14 protein-coding genes and 1 pseudogene are annotated in these 18,719 nt (G+C 73.9%); 6 read left to right on the forward strand and 9 right to left on the reverse strand.

Annotated features, from left to right (window positions below; all coding sequences use genetic code 11):
• Positions 1-120 precede the first annotated feature (120 nt).
• From OHA72_RS16040 to OHA72_RS16055, 4 genes are all read left to right on the forward strand, one after another.
• The gene (locus OHA72_RS16040; RefSeq protein WP_327008615.1) at positions 121-720 is read left to right on the forward strand and encodes a hypothetical protein; all 600 of its coding nucleotides are present in this window, start codon (positions 121-123) and stop codon (positions 718-720) included.
• 85 nt (positions 721-805) lie between these two features.
• The gene (locus OHA72_RS16045; RefSeq protein ID WP_327008616.1) at positions 806-1,876 is read left to right on the forward strand and encodes a peptidoglycan-binding protein; all 1,071 of its coding nucleotides are present in this window, start codon (positions 806-808) and stop codon (positions 1,874-1,876) included.
• 94 nt (positions 1,877-1,970) lie between these two features.
• Positions 1,971-2,669, forward strand: coding sequence for an ABC transporter ATP-binding protein (locus tag OHA72_RS16050; protein ID WP_442788723.1), 699 nt, complete (start codon positions 1,971-1,973; stop codon positions 2,667-2,669).
• A gap of 55 nt (positions 2,670-2,724) precedes the next feature.
• Positions 2,725-3,927 carry an ABC transporter permease gene (locus OHA72_RS16055; RefSeq protein WP_327008617.1) on the forward strand — a complete coding sequence of 401 codons (1,203 nt, stop codon included), beginning with the start codon at positions 2,725-2,727 and terminating at the stop codon, positions 3,925-3,927.
• On the opposite strand, the gene OHA72_RS16060 is transcribed toward OHA72_RS16055, so the two are convergent.
• From OHA72_RS16060 to hrpB, 5 genes and pseudogenes are all read right to left on the reverse strand, one after another.
• Positions 3,870-5,099, reverse strand: a complete 1,230-nt coding sequence (locus OHA72_RS16060) for a glycosyltransferase (protein ID WP_327008618.1) — start codon at positions 5,097-5,099, stop codon at positions 3,870-3,872. The genes OHA72_RS16055 and OHA72_RS16060 overlap by 58 nt on opposite strands.
• A gap of 76 nt (positions 5,100-5,175) precedes the next feature.
• The gene (locus tag OHA72_RS16065; protein ID WP_327008619.1) at positions 5,176-5,538 is read right to left on the reverse strand and encodes a hypothetical protein; all 363 of its coding nucleotides are present in this window, start codon (positions 5,536-5,538) and stop codon (positions 5,176-5,178) included.
• Positions 5,539-6,190: 652 nt separating this feature from the next.
• On the reverse strand, positions 6,191-8,467 hold the full coding sequence (locus OHA72_RS16070; RefSeq protein WP_327008620.1) for a hypothetical protein: 2,277 nt from the start codon (positions 8,465-8,467) through the stop codon (positions 6,191-6,193).
• Positions 8,468-8,480: 13 nt separating this feature from the next.
• The gene (locus OHA72_RS16075; RefSeq protein ID WP_327008621.1) at positions 8,481-9,770 is read right to left on the reverse strand and encodes a DUF1254 domain-containing protein; all 1,290 of its coding nucleotides are present in this window, start codon (positions 9,768-9,770) and stop codon (positions 8,481-8,483) included.
• An 87-nt stretch (positions 9,771-9,857) separates the two neighbouring features.
• Positions 9,858-12,238: pseudogene (hrpB, locus tag OHA72_RS16080) on the reverse strand (ATP-dependent helicase HrpB).
• Between the two features lie 226 nt (positions 12,239-12,464).
• Between hrpB and OHA72_RS16085 the strand changes: the two are divergent.
• Entirely contained in the window at positions 12,465-13,130 is a 666-nt protein-coding gene (locus tag OHA72_RS16085; RefSeq protein WP_327008622.1) for a GNAT family N-acetyltransferase, read from the forward strand.
• 11 nt (positions 13,131-13,141) lie between these two features.
• On the opposite strand, the gene OHA72_RS16090 is transcribed toward OHA72_RS16085, so the two are convergent.
• From OHA72_RS16090 to OHA72_RS16100, 3 genes are all read right to left on the reverse strand, one after another.
• Positions 13,142-14,680 (reverse strand): hypothetical protein, encoded by a 1,539-nt coding sequence (locus tag OHA72_RS16090; RefSeq protein ID WP_327008623.1) that lies wholly within the window; start codon positions 14,678-14,680, stop codon positions 13,142-13,144.
• Between the two features lie 227 nt (positions 14,681-14,907).
• Complete coding sequence (locus OHA72_RS16095; RefSeq protein ID WP_327008624.1) at positions 14,908-15,603, reverse strand: hypothetical protein; 696 nt, start codon at positions 15,601-15,603, stop codon at positions 14,908-14,910.
• Complete coding sequence (locus OHA72_RS16100; RefSeq protein ID WP_327008625.1) at positions 15,519-15,920, reverse strand: thioredoxin domain-containing protein; 402 nt, start codon at positions 15,918-15,920, stop codon at positions 15,519-15,521. Before OHA72_RS16100 ends, OHA72_RS16095 begins: the two co-directional genes overlap by 85 nt.
• Before the next feature lie 314 nt (positions 15,921-16,234).
• Here OHA72_RS16100 and OHA72_RS16105 point away from each other — a divergent pair, with 314 nt between their 5' ends.
• Positions 16,235-17,608: a ferredoxin reductase family protein gene (locus tag OHA72_RS16105; RefSeq protein WP_327008626.1), complete on the forward strand. Its 1,374-nt coding sequence runs from the start codon at positions 16,235-16,237 to the stop codon at positions 17,606-17,608.
• A 17-nt stretch (positions 17,609-17,625) separates the two neighbouring features.
• On the opposite strand, the gene OHA72_RS16110 is transcribed toward OHA72_RS16105, so the two are convergent.
• Positions 17,626-18,636, reverse strand: coding sequence for an SRPBCC family protein (locus OHA72_RS16110; RefSeq protein ID WP_327008627.1), 1,011 nt, complete (start codon positions 18,634-18,636; stop codon positions 17,626-17,628).
• Between the last annotated feature and the right edge of the window lie 83 nt (positions 18,637-18,719).

The raw sequence follows: 18,719 nt of genomic DNA on the forward strand, positions 1-18,719 counted from the left end.
GGTGACGCGTGGTGATGTCACCGCGGCGTCAACGTTTCCGGTTACGGCCGGGTGACGCGCTCCCCGCTTGACTTCGGCGCAGTGGCCGGCGAATGCCCGGCCCGCCAGGAGGAACACACCATGATGCGCGTCAGGACAGCCCTGGTGCTCGGCCTGCTGCTCGTCCTCGGTCCCGCCGTCACCGGGTGCGGCAAGCCCGCCGGCGGCAACGGGGTGGCCAGCGCGGGCGGCACGCCGACGGCGAGCGCCAGCTCCGGCACCGGGAACGGCCAGCGGGACCCGGTCAAGGACCAGGAGAACTTCCTCAAGTACGCCCAGTGCATGCGGGACAAGGGCGTCGACATGCCGGATCCGCAGATGGACGGCGGCGGGATCTCGATGATGATCCCGGAGGGCACCGACAAGGCCAAGGTCGACGCGGCCAACGCGGAGTGCAAGCAGTTCCTGCCCAACGGTGGCGAGCCGATGAAGGCCGACCCGGAGATGCAGGAGAAGATGCGCAAGTTCGCGCAGTGCATGCGGGAGAACGGCCTGCCGGAGTTCCCGGACCCGAGCGAGGACGGTGGCATCCGCATCGACGGCAACGCGACCGGCGTCGACCCGCAGAGCGAGGCGTTCAAGAAGGCCGAGGCGGCCTGCAAGGAGTTCCAGCCGAAGCGGCCGGGCTCCGACGACGAGGGCAAGACCAACACGAAGACCGAGAACGGCGGGAGCGCATGAGCGGCCCGGAGCGTAGCGGAGGAGCTGCGAATCGGGGGCTCAGTGTTGGCTCAGGTCGGCGCCGGAGCGCAGCGGAGGTGACGGCGTGAGCGCGAACCGTCGTAGGCGCGGGCGCGCCGGTCGGGTGGCGGTGACGGTCGCGGTGGTCGCGGCCGTCGGCGCCGCCGCCGCTGCCGGGCTCGGCCTACCGGACCGGGGCAGCGAGGCGGGCACCGGGTCGACGGCGGCGCCGAAGACCACGAAGGTGACCCGGCAGACGCTCGTCGACACGAAGACGGAGGACGGCAAGCTCGGCCACGGCACGACGGCCACCGTGGCGGGGCGGCTCGGCGGCACGCTCACCGAGCTGCCGGCGGTGGGCAGCACCGTCCAGCGTGGACAGTCGCTGTACCGCGTCGACAACACGCCGGTCGTGCTGCTGTACGGCGGCCTGCCCGCCTATCGCAACCTGGCCCCGGGCGTCGAGGGCGCCGACGTGCGGCAGTTCGAGGAGAACCTCGCCGCGCTGGGCTACAAGGGTTTCACCGTCGATGACGAGTACACCGCGTCGACCGCGACCGCGGTGAAGGCCTGGCAGGGCAAGCTGGGGCTGACCAAGACCGGCGTGGTCGACCTCGGCCGGGTGGTGTACGCCGCCGGCGCGGTCCGCGTCGACGAGCACAAGGCGGCGGTCGGCGACCCGGCCAACGGGGCGCTGCTCACCTGCACCGGCACGGGCCCGGTCGTCACCGCCACCCTTGAGGTCTCCGAGCAGCGGCTGGCGACGGTGGGCGCCGCGGTCACCATCAAGCTGCCCACCGGCAAGACCGTGCCCGGCAAGGTCGTCAAGGTCGTCACGGTCATCACGCCGGCCCAGAACAACAACCCGGCCGAGACGAACCTGGAGGTGACCGTCACGCCCGACGACGCGGCCGCGTTCGCAGGGTTCGACCAGATCACGGTCGAGGTCGGGTTCACCGCCTCGCGCAAGGAGAACGTGCTCACCGTGCCGGTCTCGGCGCTGCTCGCCCTCGCCGAGGGCGGCTACGGGCTGCAGGTCGTCGACGGCGGCACCAGCCGGGTCGTCGCGGTGGAGCTCGGCATGTTCGCCGCCGGCCGGGTCGAGGTCAGCGGCGGCGGCATCACCGAGGGCATGCTGGTCGGGGTGCCGTCATGACCGGTCCGGAGCATAGCGGAGGGGCCGGTCATCGGGGGCTCAGGGTCAAGTCAGGGCGGCGCCGGAGCGCAGCGGAGGTGACGTCATGACGGCCATGATCGACCTGACGGACGGCCCGGTCGAGGCCGGTCCGGTCGAGGTGGTGGCGCTGGAAGGGGTCAGCAAGTCCTACCCCGGCGGGGTCACCGCGGTCCGGGACGTGTCGCTGTCGATCGACTCGGGGGAGATGGTCGCGATCGTCGGGCCGTCGGGCTCCGGCAAGTCGACCATGCTGCATCTGATCGGCACGCTCGACCGGCCGTCGGCGGGCACCGTGCGCATCGCCGGGCACGAGGTCGCGGCGCTCACCGACCGGCAGCTGTCCACGTTGCGGGCGACCCGGATCGGGTTCGTGTTCCAGCAGTTCCACCTCGCGCCGGGGCAGAACGCCCTCGACAATGTCGCCGACGGCCTGCTCTACGCCGGGCCGTCGCGGGCGCAGCGGCGGGCGCGGGCGGAGGCGGCGCTGGTCAGGGTCGGTCTCGCGGACCGGCTCGACCACCTGCCGCACGAACTGTCCGGCGGTGAACGGCAACGGGTCGCGATCGCGCGCGCCGTCGTCGGTGAGCCGGCGCTGCTGCTCGCCGACGAGCCGACCGGCAACCTCGACTCCGCGTCCGGCGCGGGCGTGGTCGAGCTGCTGCGGGAGCTGCACGCCGGCGGCACCACGGTCCTGGTCATCACCCACGACCAGGCGATCGCGGCGGCGCTGCCCCGCCAGGTCGTCATGCGCGACGGGGAGGTTGTGGCATGAGCGGGCCGCAGCGCAGGTTCGGCTCAGGCCGCCGGAACGCAGCGGGGGTGACGGCATGACGGCACCGTTGCAGCCGGTGCGGCTGTACCTCAGTGACGTCCTGCGGGTCGGCAGCGCGGGGCTGCGGACCCGGCCGATGCGGGTGTTCCTGTCCGCGCTGGGCATCGCGATCGGCATCGCCGCGATGACCGCCGTCGTCGGCATCTCCTCGTCCAGCCGGGCGGAGCTGGACCGCCAGCTCGACGTGCTCGGCACGAACCTGCTCACCGTCGCGCCGGGCAGCGACCTGTTCGGCGGCGACGCGACGCTGCCCGACGAGTCGGTGGCGATGATCTCGCGGATCGGCCCGGTGACCGAGGTCGCCGCGACCGGCAAGGTCAGCGGCGCGAAGGTGTACCGCAGCGACCACATCCCGGCGGCGCAGACGGGCGCGATCAGCGTGCAGGCCGCGCACCTGGACCTGCCGCGCACCGTCGGCGCGTCCCTCGCCGACGGGATCTGGCTCAACGACGCCACGGCTCGCTACCCGGCGGTCGTGCTCGGTGCGGCGGCCGCCCGGCGGCTCGGCGTCGACACGGCCGGCGAGGGCATCCAGGTGTACCTGGACCGCCGCTGGTTCACGGTCGTCGGGGTGCTGCAGCCGGTGCCCCTCGCCCCGGAGCTCGACGCCGCCGCGCTCGTCGGCTGGGCGGCGGCGCAGACGTACCTCGGCTTCGACGGGCACCCGACGACCGTGTACACCCGCTCCCAGGACGAGCAGGTGGAGGCGGTCCGAGCGGTCCTCGCCGCGACCGCGAACCCGCAGAACCCCAACGAGGTCAAGGTGTCCCGGCCCTCCGACGCGCTCGCTGCCCGGCAGGCCACGGACAAGACGTTCACCGGGCTGCTGCTCGGCCTCGGCGCGGTCGCGCTGCTCGTCGGCGGGGTCGGGGTGGCCAACACGATGGTCATCTCGGTCCTGGAACGGCGGGCGGAGATCGGGCTGCGGCGGGCGCTCGGCGCGACCCGCGGGCAGATCCTGCTGCAGTTCCTCGCCGAGTCGCTGCTGCTGTCGGCGCTCGGCGGGATCGGCGGGGTGTTCCTGGGGGTGTCGGTGACCAGCGTGTACGCGCTCACCCGGTCCTGGCCGGCGATCGTGCCGCTGTGGGCGACCGCCGGCGGGGTCGTCGCGACCCTCGTGATCGGTGCGATCGCCGGGCTCTACCCGGCGGTGCGGGCCGCGCGGCTCGCGCCGACGGAGGCGCTCGCGACGCCCTGAGCGGCTCCTTGAGCGGCTTGGTACACCCGCAGCAGGTGGTCGAGGTAGTGCCGGGTCGAGTACGCCTCGGCGGCGGCCCGGCCGGCCTCGGCCACCTCGCGGTGCAACAGCGGATCCGTCAGGACCCGCACGAGCGCCGCGGCGAACGAGTCGGCGTCCGGCGCGGTGCTCAGCCGGTGCGTGCCGGCGAGGGCCGCGTCGGCGAGGACCACGGGCAGGCCCTGCGCCTCCGCCTCGACCAGCACCAGGCCCTGCGTGTCGGTGGTCGACGCGAACGCCAGCACGTCGGCCATCCGGTAGTAGGCGGCCATGCTGCCGTGCGGCACCGGACGGACCAGCCGCACCGCGTGCGCCACCCCGGCCTGCCGGGCCAGCCGCAGGACCGCCTGCCGGCGCTGCAGCACCCCGAGCATCACCAGGCGTGCGTCCGGCAGCCGCCGCAGTACCCGCGCGAACGAGGCCAGCAGCAGCGCCGGGTCCTTCTCCTTCGTGGCCCGCCCGACGGCGAGGACCACGGGGGCGTCGACCGGCAGGCGCAGCGACCGGCGCAGGTCGTCGCGGCCCAGCGGGCAGTCGGGCAGCGCGACCGACGTCGGCACCGTCCACACAGGAGGGACCCGTTCGAACTCGGCGAAGCTCGCCGCGGTCTTCTCCGACGGCGCGATGATGATCGACGTGCGGTCCAGGAACTCCTGGCCGAGCCGCACCAGCTGGGCCCGCCGCTCGGTGCCCGGCCGGGTCAGCTTCAGGTAGTCGCGCACGGTCCAGCCGAGCGCGAGGCGCTGCGCGGCGTGGGCGGCGCCGAGTTGGATCTCCATGAAGTGCGCCGAGTACGCGAGCAGGTCCGTGTGCCAGGTCATGACGACCGGGATGTCGTGGGCCCGCGCGTACCGCAGCCCGCCGACGCCGACGGGGCCCTGGGTGTGGATGTGCACGACCTCCGGCACCCGCCGCATGCCGGGGAACCGGGGCACGCCGATGCGCACGTTGCGCAGCGGCACCGGGACCGACCGCACCCCGCACGGCTCGTCCCGGCCGCGCAGCAGCGGCGCCGGCTGGTACACCTGCACCTCGTGCCCGGCGTCGCGCAGCAGGGCCACGGTCGTCGCGACCGAGATCGCCACGCCGTCGGAGCGGCCGGCGTGGCTGTCGCAGAAGTGCGCAACTCTCACGCCGGACATGGTGCGGCACACCCGGCGGGTTCGGGGATGGCCCGCGCGAGGTGTACGCCATCTGGAAAGCCGATGTTCATTGATCCAGGGAGACGGCGAGGGCGGCGTCGCGCACCTCCGCGACCGGGTGGCGGCGGAGGGTCTCCACGACCGCCCGCCACGGCGCCGGCCAGCCGAGTTCCCCGCCGCGGGTGGTGTACGCCAGCGCGAACAGCCCCTCGGCCAGGCTCGGGCCGGCGGCCAGCGCGCCGGCGATCCGCCGGGGCACCTCCGGGTCGGCGACGAGACGCTCCAGCCGCTGCCGGAGCCGGTCGGCGAGGCGGGCGGCGAGCACCGGCCGGTCGGCGGTCAGGTCGCGCAGCTCGGTCAGGCCGGCGGGGTCGGTGAGGTCGACGGCCTCCAGCAGCAGCGTCGAGGCCGCCGGCACGAAACCGTCCACCGTGGCCAGCGCCCGCCCGGCGGCGCCGACCGCCTGCCGTCCTGGCGCGTCCGCGGCGCTGCGACCCGACCAGGCCGTGAGCCGTTCGACCAGCGCCTCCAGGCGCCGCCGCGCGGGCCGGTCCAGGGCCGCGCCCACGGCGCCGGCACCGTCGAGCGCCGCGAGGGCGCCGACGGCCGCGACGAGGTCGTCCCGGCGGTCCCGGCGGCGACGAGGCGGACCAGTGCCTGGACGACCGCGGGCCAGACGGCCCGGTCGTCGAGGTCGCGCAGCCGTGCCGTCACCACGTCGGAGACGTCCGCCAGCCACGGCGCCCACGCCGGCAGCACCGCCCACGCCTGCACCGCCACCCGCCGGTCAGGCCCGGCGCCGGCGGCGACGACCAGCGCGGCGTAGTCCGCGCGCAGACCCGCCGGCACCAGCCACGGGTCGGCGGCCAGCAGCGCCAGGACGGCGTCGCGGTCACCGCCCGTGCCGGCGGCGCGCAGGATCCGCCACATCCCGGGCTCGCCGGCGCGCTGCCGGGCCGCCGAGACGACGGCGACCCGCACGTCACGGTGCAGGCGCGGGTCCTGCCACGCCTGCCACAGCGCGTCGGCGGCGCCCGGCACCGACCGCGCGGCGAGCAGCCGGACCGCCTCCTTGCGGGCGGTCACCTTGCCCTGCCCGGGATCCAGCGCGTCCAGCAGCGCCTCCGGCGGAACGAACCGGCTGGCGCGCCCGGCCGCGGCGACCGCGACCCGGGCCCGGTCGCCGCCGATGTGGCCCAGCAGCACCGTGAGCGCGTCGGTGGGCCGGTCGGTCCAGGCGAGCGCGGCGAGCGCCGCCTCGGCGACCATGGTGTCGTCGGCGGCGACGAGCCACTGCAGCACCAGCCGCCGCCCCGCCTCCGGCACCGGCGCCGCGTCACGCAGCGCCGCCGCGCGCCGCTGCGGGGTCGCGCCGCGGTCCCGCACGACGTCCGCGAGCCGGTCGACGTACGCCTGGTGGTGCTCGGGCAGCCAGCGCCGCAGGTACAGGGCGCGGGCGGGACCCAGCGCACCCCGGCGGGCACGAACCGGCCGGCCGGCGGCGGCCTGGTCAGCGCCGCGCCGAGCAGGTCGTCGCGGCGGGCGCAGACGGCCCGCCACACGGCGGGCAGCGCGATCGCCGACGGGTCCTCGCGCAGCACCGCCTCGACCCGGGTGGCGCGGTGCCGCGGGTCGCCCAGCCACAGGTCGACGGCGGTGCGGGTGACGTCGGCGAGGTTGCCGCGGCGGGTCGCGCGCTCCAGCATCGACTGCAGGTCCGGCAGGCGCCACGCCCGCTCGCCGAGCGCCCGGGCGACCGCGAACAGCGGCTCGTACTTCGCCCGCTCGACGCCGCGCAGCACCCAGCCGCGGACCGCCTCGAACGCCTGCACCTCCTGGCCCCGGCGCAGCCCCCGGTCGAGGTTGCCCAGGTCCGGCACCCGGTCGTCGCCGAGCAGCCGCTGGAACGTGTGCAGGGCCCAGCGGACCAGTACCGGGGAGTCGAACCGCTCCCGCAGGACCAGCACGGCGAGGTCGCTGAGCTGGCGCAGCGCGAACGGCGAACTGTCCCGGGCCTGCACGACGTCGGTGACGATCTGCTCCAGCGGCTCCACCAGCTCCGGCCGCAGCAGCGCCGGGCGCACCTGCGCCAGCTGCCACAGCGCGTTGCCGCGGACCGGGTCCTGCTCGTTGCGCAGCCGCTGCAGGTGGTGGGTCGCGGCGAGGACGGCCGCCGGGTCGTTGCTGCGCGCCGCGCACCGGATCAGCAGCCGCCAGCCGGTGATGCGGTCGGCGGCGCCCGCCTGGCGGGTCGCGGCCAGCAGCGGCTCATGGGCCTGCGCCCACGGCAGGTGCGCGGTGAACGACAGGGTCAGCGGCTCGCTCTGGCGCACCGGCTCCAGCGCGAGGGCCCGCTGCGCCTCCGCCACCCGCAGCCGCGCCGGCAGCACCTCCAGCACGTCCGGATCCGGCTGCGACCGGGAACGGTCCACATCGGACATCGCGAGAATGAACAGCTCCTCACGGTCCCGCGGCGCGACGTACCGCAGCAGCCGCGCGAACGCGGCGCCGCGCCGCCGTAACCGGCGGGCCAGGCCGGTCAGCGCCGCCACCGGCATCCGGCTCAGCCGGGCCAGCACCGCGGCCGGCAGCGTCACGCCCGCCAGCCACGCCGCCCGCGACGGCGCCGTTAGCAGCTCGAGGACCCGCAACGGGTCGGCGGCCACGAGCGAGCCGTAGGCGCGCAGCGGCGACGGCAGCGACTCCGCCGGCGCGAACCCCTCCAGGAGGTCCAGGACGCGGTGCGGCAGCGCGGGCGCCGCCTCCAGCACGCCGGGGCCGTACCGCGCCCACCAGGCGGCCCGCGCGGCGGCCGGCAACGCCGCCAGCTCCCGCTCCGCCTGGTCGAGGCAGATCCCCGGGAAGTGCCGGGTGAGGGCGGTCCGCTCGCCGAGCGCGTGGGTCAGCTGGGGCAGCAGCCTGGCGACCGTCGCCGCACCGCACACCGGCAGCAGCGCCGCCGCCTCGGCGTCGCCGAACCGGGCCCGGACCGGGTCGATGAGCGCCTCGGCGAGGTCGGTGCGCCGGCAGACCCGGATCCGCCGGTACAACCGGATCCGGGTGTCGGCGGGCGCGCGGGCGACGAACCGCGCCACCGGCTCCGGTGCGGTCCCGCCCGCCCCGACCCAGGCCATCAGCGCGCCGAGCCGGATCGACGGGTCGACGTCGGTGAGCGCGGCGAGGACCGCCGGCTGGTCCCGCCCGACGACCGCCATGAACAGCGCCACGTCCCGGCTGTGCCGGTCACCGGCCCGCAGCCGCTCCAGCGTCGCGGTCAGCGATCCGTCCGCCGCCCCGGCCAGGGCCCGGGCCGCGAACAGCCGGCGCCGCGCGGGATAAGGCAGATGGTCACCGTCCATGCCCCATATCTTGCTAGACCTTCACCACCGGGGGCGGCTGAAATTCACCCCGCAGGACCGGCGGGCCCGGCTGGTACATCCGCAGCACCGGCCGGAACTCGCCTTCCGGTGCCGGCAGCCAGTTGGCGTCGTCGTCGGGCCGCTCGTGCTGCAGCCGGATGGTCAGCGAGCCGTCGGGGTCGCGCCGCAGCCCGGGCGTGGCAGCGCCGATCGCGCGCCGGTCGAGCTGGTTGGGCACCGGGCGTGAGCCGGGCACGTCGTACATGGCGACCGACCAGCCGGCGTCGGCCGGGGGTGGCCCGGGGAAGCGCAACTCGTAGCGGTGCGCGCCGTTGAGCCGTTCGCCGTCGCGGTCCTTGTGCACGGTCGGCGCGACCACCTCGTAGGCGTGGTTGCCCCACAGGCCCGTCCGCGCCGCCACGGCCCGCATCAGGTGTGCCTCGTCGCGGTCCGGCATCGTCCACTCCGGAGTGTCCAGGGTGCCGACCTCGAAGTAGTCCAGGTTGAAGTCGAACAGGTGCAGGTCGTTCGTCCAGCCGTTGACGAGCCCCGCGTGCCGGGTCGTCGCCTCCTCCTCCAGCTGGTCCCGGGCCGCGGCGAGCCCGTCGCGCAGCGTCTCGCGGAACTCCCGCGGCGCACCCGCGTACGGCGACGTGCGGGGCTCCAGCAGCCCGATCGGTGCGAACCTGCGCTGGTAGCGTCGCTCCGCCGGGGACGGCGGGAACGCCGCCAGGGACCGCCGCAGCGTCTCGAAGAACAGCAGGTCCTCGGGGACACCGGCCTGCGGGTGCGGCAGCCCGTCGAGCGGGATCTGCGGGTACATCGGGTCGATGCGCAGTGCGTCCTGCAGCGCGTGGACCTCGTCGGCATCGCCGGGCCCGCAGGCGAACCGCCCGATCAGCGTCGTCACCATCGTCGGGATCCTGATGACCTGGGCGCCCGGTGCCTCCCGCCCGGCCCAGCCGGGCGGCACCAGCAGGAACTCGCGCTCGCCGGTGCCCGTGGAGCGCCGGCCCACGTAGGCGAAGTTGTCCGTCCACGCGTCGACGAACTGCAGGACGTGGTACCGGTCGCCGGTGTCCGGGATGCCGAGCCACAGGGGGCCGCCGGACAGGTCGAGCCGGGCCGTCGAGTACAGCAGATCCGGGTTCGCGTTGCGCCGGTCGTCGAAACGCCGCTGATGCGTGAACGTGTTGTACGCGCCGCCGTCGCGCTCCACCGCGGCGAGGTTGGTCAGCAGCGGGTAGCCGTACTGGAACGCCTCGGCGGCCAGCGTGGTCAGGTCCATCGCCCTCAGGTCCATGCGTCCCTCCCGGGGTCGGATCGCCTCCTCCTGGACTCCAGCCTGCGCGCCGCCCGCGCCCCGGGTGGGTGAGGCGCCGGGTGGCCTTCACCGCCGTGGGTTCGTTTTCCGCGTGGGTACGGCCGTCGCCGGGTCCTCGGGCCACGGGTGCCGTGGGTACCGCCCGCGCAGCTCCGCACGGACCTGCTGGTATCCGGTGCGCCAGAACGACGCGAGGTCCCTGGTGACGGCGACGGGCCGACCGGCGGGGGACAGCAGGTGCAGCAGCACCGCCACCCGGCCGTCGCCGACGCGGGGGGTCTCCAGCCAGCCGAACGCCTCCTGGACCTTCACCGCGAGCACCGGCGCCGCCGGGTCGCCGTAGTCGATCTTCGCGAGTGAGCCGCTGGGCACCCGCAGCCGCTCCGGCGCCAGCTCGTCCAGGCGCTGCGCTGCGGGCCACGGCAGCATGGCCCGCAAGGTCCGCTCCGGATCCACTGCGGACAGTCTGGCGACGTTGCTCAGGTCGGTGTGCGCGACGACGTTCTCCTCGCTCACGTCAGGCCACGGCGGGCCGAGCACCCGGTGGCAGAAGTCCATCCGCTGCCGCAGCTGGGTGGCCTCCTTCGACCAGCGCAGGCCCTGCTTGGCGAGGGCCTCGCGCAGCGCCCGCTCGACGAGCTCCCGCGGCGGGTTCTTGAGCTCCCGCCGCCGCAACGTGATCGCCCCGAGCTGGTCCCGCCGCTCCGCGCCCTCCGCGGTCACCTCGTCCACCGTGGACAGCAGCGCCGCGCCAGCCTCGCGGGCGGTGTCCTCGTCGATCGCGGCGGCGAGCCGGATCCGCGCGGTCGCGTTGCCGGGCTGCCGGTCCGCGACCGCGATCGCCAGCCACGGATGCCCGGTCAGCGGCGAGCCCTGCGGCAGCGCGGCCTCGGTCCCGCCGGCCATCAGGTACCCGTTGTTGCGCAGGCGGGCGAGGCGCTCCGGGTACGCCAGCCCCACGACCAGTCCCGCCACCAGGTCGTCGGGAAGCGCTGTCGTGTTCGCCGGCAGGCCCCGCTGCAGCCGCTCGGTCTCCGCGCGCCAGCGGGCGTCCCGGGTGTCGCGCAGGTGCCGCCACGCCGCGGCCAGGTCGTCACCCCTGGCGAAGGAGTCGTCGGCGAGGATCGCGACCACCTCGGCGGCCTTGCGCGCACCCACCTTCGGTGCGCCGTCCAGCAGTGCCCTGGCCAGCCGCGGATGCGCGCCGACGCGGGACATCCGGTGCCCGCGCGGCGTCGCCCGCCCGCCGGCGTCCACGGCGCCGAGCGCGCGCAGCGTCGCCTCCGCGACCCGCATCGCGGCGTCCGGCGGCGGGTCCGGCAACGCCAGGCCCGTCCCGCCCGGATGCCCCCAGCAGGCCAGCGCGAGCGCGAACGCGGTCAGTTCGGCGACGGCGACCCGGGCTCGGGCTGGGCCGGCAGCCGCTCGTCGTCCAGCTGGGACCAGCAGCGGTACACCACGCCCGGCGCCTCCCGCCCGGCCCGCCCGGCCCGCTGGACGGTGGAGGCCTTCGCCGCCCGCACCGTGGCGAGGGAGCCCAGGCCGCGCGCATGGTCGGTCCGCGGCACCCGCGCCAGCCCCGAGTCGACCACGACCCGCACACCCGGCACCGTCAGGCTGCTCTCGGCGACGGCGCTGGCGAGGACCACCCGGCGCCGGTCGCCCCTGCGGATCGCGGTGTCCTGGACGGCAGCCGGCAGCCTGCCGTGCAGCACGTCCGTCGGCAGGTCCGCCAGCCGCCGCTGCACCGACGTGATCTCACCGGCGCCCGGCAGGAACACCAGCAGGTCCCCGGTCGTCTCCCGCCACGCCCTGCGCACGACCGCCGCGACGTGGTCGAGGAACGCGGGATCGACCTTCAGCCCGTGCGGCGGCCGCACCGGCCGGTCCGGCGGGCACCACACCACCGCCACGTCGTGCAGCGCCCCCTCGGCGGCGACGACACCCGACCCGAGCAGCTCCGCGAACCGTTGTGCGTCCGCGGTCGCCGACGTGGCGAGCAGCCGCAGGTCCGGCCGCAGCGTCTGCCGGCTCTCCACCAGGAACCCCAGCGCCAGGTCCGTGTCGAGGTGCCGCTCGTGGCACTCGTCGATCATCACGGTGCCCACGCCGGCCAGCTCGGGGTCGGCGAGCAGCCGCTGCACCAGCAGCCCGGTGGTGACCACCTCGACCCTCGTGCCCGGCCCGACCTTGCGATCGCCGCGGACGCTGTACCCCACGCTCTGCCCGACCCGCTCGCCCCGCAGCTCCGCCATCCGCCGCGCCGCCGCCCGCGCCGCGATCCGCCGCGGCTCCGCCACGACCACCGTGCCCTCGAACGCCTCCTCCAGCGCCAGCGGCACCAGCGTCGTCTTCCCGGTCCCGGGCGGCGCCACCAGCACCGCACTGCCCCCCGCCAGCGCCTCGACAACGTCCCCGAGCACCCGACGGACCGGCAACTGCTCCATGCGACCTCTCCGGTGATACTCGTGGTCATCGGACCAGGTGGTGAGGTGAAGCGTATGCCGCCGTCGCCGACAGGACCGGTCTGAGAGCCCGGGACGCGGCGAGGGCGCCCCTCCGGGTGGATAGTGTGGCTCGCCGCCGGCGGCGTGGCGACCGTCCTGGCCGGCGCCACCCTGCTGATCTGGGCCCGCCGCCGCGTATTGCTGGTGATCAAGTAGCGTCCCTGCGGTGTCCGATCTTCGCGAGCTCATCGTCCAGTGGCAGCGCGGCTGGGGAACGGCCCGGGCCGTCCCCGCCGCCGACGACCTCGGCCCTGGCCTGCGGGTGCGCTGCCTGCAACTCGGCCGTGCCGTCGAGTACTTCGCGCTCGACACCGCCCCGGCCGCGCTGCGCGACCTCGCCGGCCGGGTCGCCGGCGAGGCCGAGGTCACGTGGCTGACGGTCCCCACCACCGACCCGTCCGCCACGGCCGCCGTGCTGGATGCCGCCGGCCTGGTGGTGCTGAAGGGCTCGGAGCTGCTGATGACGGCCGAGCTGAGCACCCACCCGCAGCACTTGCCGGCCCCCGGGTACCGGCTCGAAACCACGGCGGACGCGGCCGTGCTCACGACGACCGTCGTGCACGAGTCGGGCGAGGTCGGCGCCCGCGGCACGATGGGCCTGACCGGCCCGGACGCGACCGCCGACCGGATCGAGACCCTGCCGTCCCACCGCCGTCGCGGCCTGGGCAGCGCGCTCATGGGCGCCCTGGCGGCGGGGGCCGTCGACGCGGGCGCCTCGCGGGGCATCCTCGTCGCCAGCGAGGAGGGCCAGCACCTCTACACGAAGCTCGGCTGGCACCCCGTCGCCAGCGTCCTCATCGCCGCCACACCCGGCACCGTCTACCCGGACTGAGCGGCCGGCGGTCAGCCGTCCACGGTGGCCGCCGGTTCGGCGACCACGTAGAAGTACGTGGTGACCGGGTCGAAGTGGGAGGCGCCGGTGCTGTCCTGACCGGCGTAGGTGAGGGTGTGCTCGCCGATCGCGAGGGGTGCCGTCTGGGCTTCGGCGACGCCGTCGGTACCGACCGCGGCGAACTGTTGCGTGCCGCCGTCGACCGAGTACGCGATCCGGGTGATGCCGTTGCCGACCTGCGTCTCGAAGTGCAGCGTGACGACGGAGCCGCCGCTGCCGGCGGGGTCGGGGACCTGCCCCGCCGCCCACGCGGAGACCCCGAAGCTGCGCACGTTCATCTTGTACGCCCGCACCGGTGAGCGCAGGTGCGCGCGGTCGAGGCTCGCCACGTACAGCGTCTGCAGGCCCGTGCCCCGCGGGGCCCACTGGATCGTCGCGGTGCCGCCCGGCTGGGTCGCGGCCACGCGCTGGGAGAGGCCGAACGGCGACGAGCCGTAGAGGAACTCGACCACGTCGTCGGAGCCGTCGGCGGTGAGGACGAACGTCCCCGGGTGCCCGGCCTCACCCGTCGGCGTCGGCGAGTTCTCCGGGTAGTCCACCGAGGAGACGCCCGGCGTGTTCGGGGCGGTGTGGTCCACCACGAAGGTGCAGGACGCGCTCCAGTCCGAGTAGGCCCGCTGGTCGTACGTGCGCGCGTGCCAGCCGTAGCCGCCCTCGGCGAGGCCGCCGACCTGGATGGTGCCGAACCCGAACACCCCGTCACCGCCGCTGCCCTGGAACGTCGGGATCGAGGTCTTCGCCGCCGGGTCGCTCAGCGGCCAGTACTCGACCTCGGTCCGCAGCATGTCACCCGCGTCGGGGTCGGTCTGGTCGGCGCGGACCGTGAAGTCGTAGGCGGCGTAGTAGGTGCCGACGCTGCACGGCGTGTCGAGGTCGTACGCCGGCTTCGTCGGCGTCCCCGGCGGCCTGTTGGTGAGCTCGACGTCGAGGTGGAAGTTGTTCTGGTCCAGGTACCGTCCGTACTCCGGCTTGTTCTCCTTGCCGCCGGGCACCTTGATCTCGACGTACAGCCGGCTCTGCTGTCGCTGCAGGGCCTTGTCGAGCGCGGCGGTCAGGTTGAAGTCGAGCACCGCCTCGCAGCCCGGCGCCTCGGCCACCGGCGTGACCGTGCTCCCGGCCGACGCCGGCGGGCGGTTCCACGAGTTGGCGGTCGTGAAGTCCGCGACCGGCCGGCCCTCCAACGCGCGTGGCCTGGTGCAGTCGGTGGCCGCGACGTCGATGACCCGCAGCCGCGCCGAGCTGAGCCGGGCCCGCGGGACGCCGCCGATGTCGAACCCGAAGTAGACCCGGGTCTTGTGCGTGACCCCGTCGACGACGTGCGCGCCGAGCGGCAGCCACCCGCTCGGGTAGTACGTCGTCGTCCCGGGCGTCGCCGAGTCGGTGGACGCGATGAACGAGGGGGTGAAGGAGAAGTGCGGTTCGGCAGCGTTCGCCGGGGTCCCCGCGAGAACGGCCGCACCCGCGACCGCCAATGCGACGAACCCTTGCATCGCGATCCGCCCGCGTCCCCGTGATCCGCGGGTGTCAGTGCCCACAGTGGTGCCCTTCTGCGATGAGAGTGGATGAGCCGGCATCGCAGCGTATCGACCGGCGCCACATCGCACCGCCCGGTTTCCGTCGATCACACGTCGGCGCCCGCGATCATCGTGGTTTGGTGGGTGGGTGGTTGACGCCGCGCGTGCGCCTGCTCGCGTGAACGGGAGACGGCGTTGAGGGGTCAGGCGACCCAGCCGGCGTGCAGGAATCGAGCGACGAGGATGCCTTGGACGGTCAGGAACAGTGCCAGTGCGGTCCGGTCGATGGTGGCGCGGCTGCCGAGGAGCATGAATGCGGGGAAGATTTCCAGGCCGATGCGGGATGCGGGCAGCAGCGGGTAGGGGACGTCGTCGGTGAGGCGGGACGGGAAGCTCACCATGAACAGCAGGAGGCCGGCGCCGAGCAGTGGCAGGACGAGTTGGTCGCGGCGGACCTGCCATGGGCCGGTGAACATGAGCACGGTCAGGGTTGCCAGGAGCAGGACGGTGCCCAGTTCGAGGAGATTGTGCACCCGCACGTCGCCGAACGCGCCGCTCGTCCGGCCGTGGGTGCGGATGTATTCGTAGGCGAAGGCGAGCAGGAGCAGGATGCCGGCGGAGCGGGTGGCGGCGGCGAGGGCGCCGGCTGAGCCGGCCCACCACCAGTGTCCGCGGCGTAGGCAGTAGACGCAGGCGACGAGTAGTGCGATGAAGAGGCCTTCGTTGTAGGCGGCGGTGAGGTAGAAGCCGGTGGGGAACGCGATCAGGTAGAACGTGGTCCGGCCGGCTGTGGCGCGGTCGAATTCGAGGTCGGTCAGCCGGTACAGCAGGATGAGCGCGGCGAGCATGGCGAGGTTCGCGACCAGGAGCGCGGCGATCCAGGCGTGTGGCCGAGGCACAGTGGTGTGGCGAGGCGGATCAGCAGCGGGTACAGCGGGAAGAACGCTGCCGGGGCGGCGTCCGGGTCGTCCCAGTAGCCGTTCTGCGACAGTGCGATGAACCAGTTGGAGTCGTACTGCGTCGCCCACCGCTGGGCCACCGTCGGGGTGTCGAGTTTCGGGTCGACGGTGCCGATCCAGGCGAACAGGGTGGCTGCGGCGAGTCCGATCTTGGCGGCGAGGAACACCCCGAGCCCGGTCAGTGACGCTCGCCGCCATGGCCGGTCCGCGGCCGGTTCCGCCGCCGGGTGCTGGCAGCTGGAGGTCGCCGGAGGCACACGATCGGCAGATGTGACCTCTTGTGTAGCGATCATGACTGCACATAGTTCCCGGTTTGTCGATGTCCGGCTGGCGGGCTCGGCGTACTGGAAAGCTCCATGTCGGCGTCGGCTCGCTCTGTGTCCGTGATCGAGGGCGATCTGGTCGTCCAACGACCACCCCGTCCGGCGCGTCGCCTGACCGCCGCCCGCCCTGGTCCCGCGCTGACCGGGGCGGGCAGTCCGGACGTTAGGTCCATTGAACCGGTGCGGGGCGGCGTGCGTACCTGTACGAAGGCATCGTCTGCGCATCGTGGACACAAGGGGAGAACGCCGTGGCGGCTGCGAATCAGAGCGTGACAGGACCGGTCGCGACCAGGGGCGGCGGCTCGGCCCTCGCGCATCCGCGGGTCCAGGCCATGGCGATGCTGTGGGGGGCGGTGATCCTCAACCTGATCATCGTCGAGGTGTTGTTCTTCACCACCGACCCGGCCAAGAACGCGCTGCACGCGACCGGCAAGTTCCTCGGCCTGCACGCGGCCCTCGTCATGCTGCTGCAGCTGGTGCTCATCGCCCGGCTGCCGTGGCTGGACCGCCGCCTCGGCATGGACCGGCTGACCTCGTGGCACCGGTGGACCGGCTTCACGCTGTTCTGGCTGGTGCTGCTGCACCCCACGTTCGTGATGCTCGGGTACGCCAAGCACTACAACAGCACATTCCTGGAGCAGGCGTCGAACCTGATCGGCATGGGTCCGACCATGATCGGCTTCATCGCGGCCGGCATCATCGCGGTCGCGGCCGGTGTCTCGGTGCGCCTCGCCCGGCGGAAGCTGTCGTACGAGGCATGGCACGCCGTGCACGTCCTGCTGTACGTGGCAATCGTGCTGGCGCTGTTCCACCAGATGTACGAGGCGTCGACGTTCACCGCCACCACGATCTCCGCCGTGTACTGGTGGAGCCTCTGGGCCTTCGCCGGCCTCTCCCTGATCATCGGCCGGATCATCGTGCCGCTGCGCCGCAACGCCCGCCACCAGCTGCGGGTCGCGGCGGTCGTCCCCGAGGCGGACAACGTCGTCTCCGTCCACATGACCGGCAAGGACCTCGACAAGCTGCCGGCGCAGGCGGGCCAGTTCTTCATCTGGCGGTTCCCCGGGCACAACAGCTGGTGGAAGGCCAACCCGTTCTCGCTGTCGGCCGCGCCCGGCAACAACGCGCTGCGGCTCACCGCCAAGGCCGTCGGCGAGACCAGTGCCGGGCTGCGCAACGTGCCGGTCGGGACGCGGGTCTTCGCCGAGGGGCCGTACGGCGCGTTCACCAGCATCCACAAGACCCGCGAGGGCACGGTGCTGATCGCCGGCGGGGTGGGCGTCACGCCGATCCGGTCGCTGCTCGAGGAGCTCTCCGGACCGATTGCCGTCCTGTACCGCGTGCAGAGCCCCGCCGACGCGGTGCTGCTGGCCGAGATGGAGCAGCTCGCGCGGATGAAGGGTGCACAGGTCCACGTGCTCGCCGGTCGTACCGGCGCGGGCAACCCGCCGAACATCCCCTTCGCGCCGGAGAACCTCGTGCGGCTCGTGCCGGACATCCTCCAGCGGGACGTGTTCGTGTGCGGGCCGCCCGCGATGACGGACGCGGTCCTCAAGAGCCTGCGCCAGCTGAAGGTGCCGCCGTTGCAGATCCATGCCGAGCGGTTCGCGCTGGCGGGCTGACCGGCTTTCCGGCGTTCCTATGGCAGTCCGGCACCTTGCTGGGGCGACGGTGAGTCACGCGTGGGCGGCATGTGGGCGGCCTCGGCCTCGTGCTTGAGGTTGTTGACCCAGTTGTGGAGAGAGTTGTCGAGGGCGGCCTGAAGCGTGGCCTGGTTGGCCACGACGGGGTCGCCGGTCCAGGACTCCTCGGTGTGGACGAGGACGCCGCCGCTGGTGGGGGTGAAGGTCCAGACGTGGATCGCGGTGATGCCCTGGGCGGGGCCACCCCACGCCAGGCGCTTGCAGTACTCGACCTGCTTGACGGTGGAGGTGATGCTCAGGCCTTCGGTGCTCCAGCGGAAGACGGAGCCCGGGCGCAGCTGTCCGGGGGTGTCCTTGACGACGCCGACCACGTCGGGCTGCCAGGACGGCCAGTTCTCGACGTCGGTCTGGATCTTCCAGATGGTGTGCAGGGGCGCCGGGTCGAACATCGGGCCGGCACCGGTTGTGTGCGGGATGGTGGCGTCGTCGTGGCCGTCGGGGATGAACAGGCGAGCAGCCCCGGCGGCTTTCTCGCTGGTGTGCATGCTGACCGCCACCGCAGTCCCGGGCATGTCGAACGTGACGTCGTAGCGACCGCCGGCCGCCAGCAGCAGGACGCCCCCGCTGGGGACCGGGCCCGGCTCGTGCACAGCGTTGCCATCGATGGCGGCGACGTGGAACGTCGTGCCCGTGACCTGGATCCGCTGGGGGTCCTGGGAGCTGTTGACCAGTCTGAGCCGCACGGCCCGACCAGGTTCCACGTTCTGCTGTGTCGGGGTGTCAGTGGTGTCGAAGGCGTCGACCAGGGCCTTGCCGATGGGCCACTGGTGCGCGAACAGCGTGGCTTCGTAGGTACGGTCGTCAGCGGACGCAGTGGGTGGGTCCACGATGAACGCGCCGAACAGACCCCGCGACACGGCGTCCTGCGAGTCTCGGTGGGTGTGGTACCAGAAGGTGCCGGCCCGGTCGGGAACGAACCGGTAGACGAACTGGCCACCGGGCAGCACCGGGTCCTGAGTCCCAGAGACTCAGGGCGACCGCGAGTGTGATCACGGGAAGCAGCAGCCACGGCTCGGACAGCACCATGACG

It is taken from the genome of Dactylosporangium sp. NBC_01737 (genome assembly GCF_035963215.1).
Taxonomy (GTDB): Bacteria; Actinomycetota; Actinomycetes; order Mycobacteriales; family Micromonosporaceae; genus Dactylosporangium.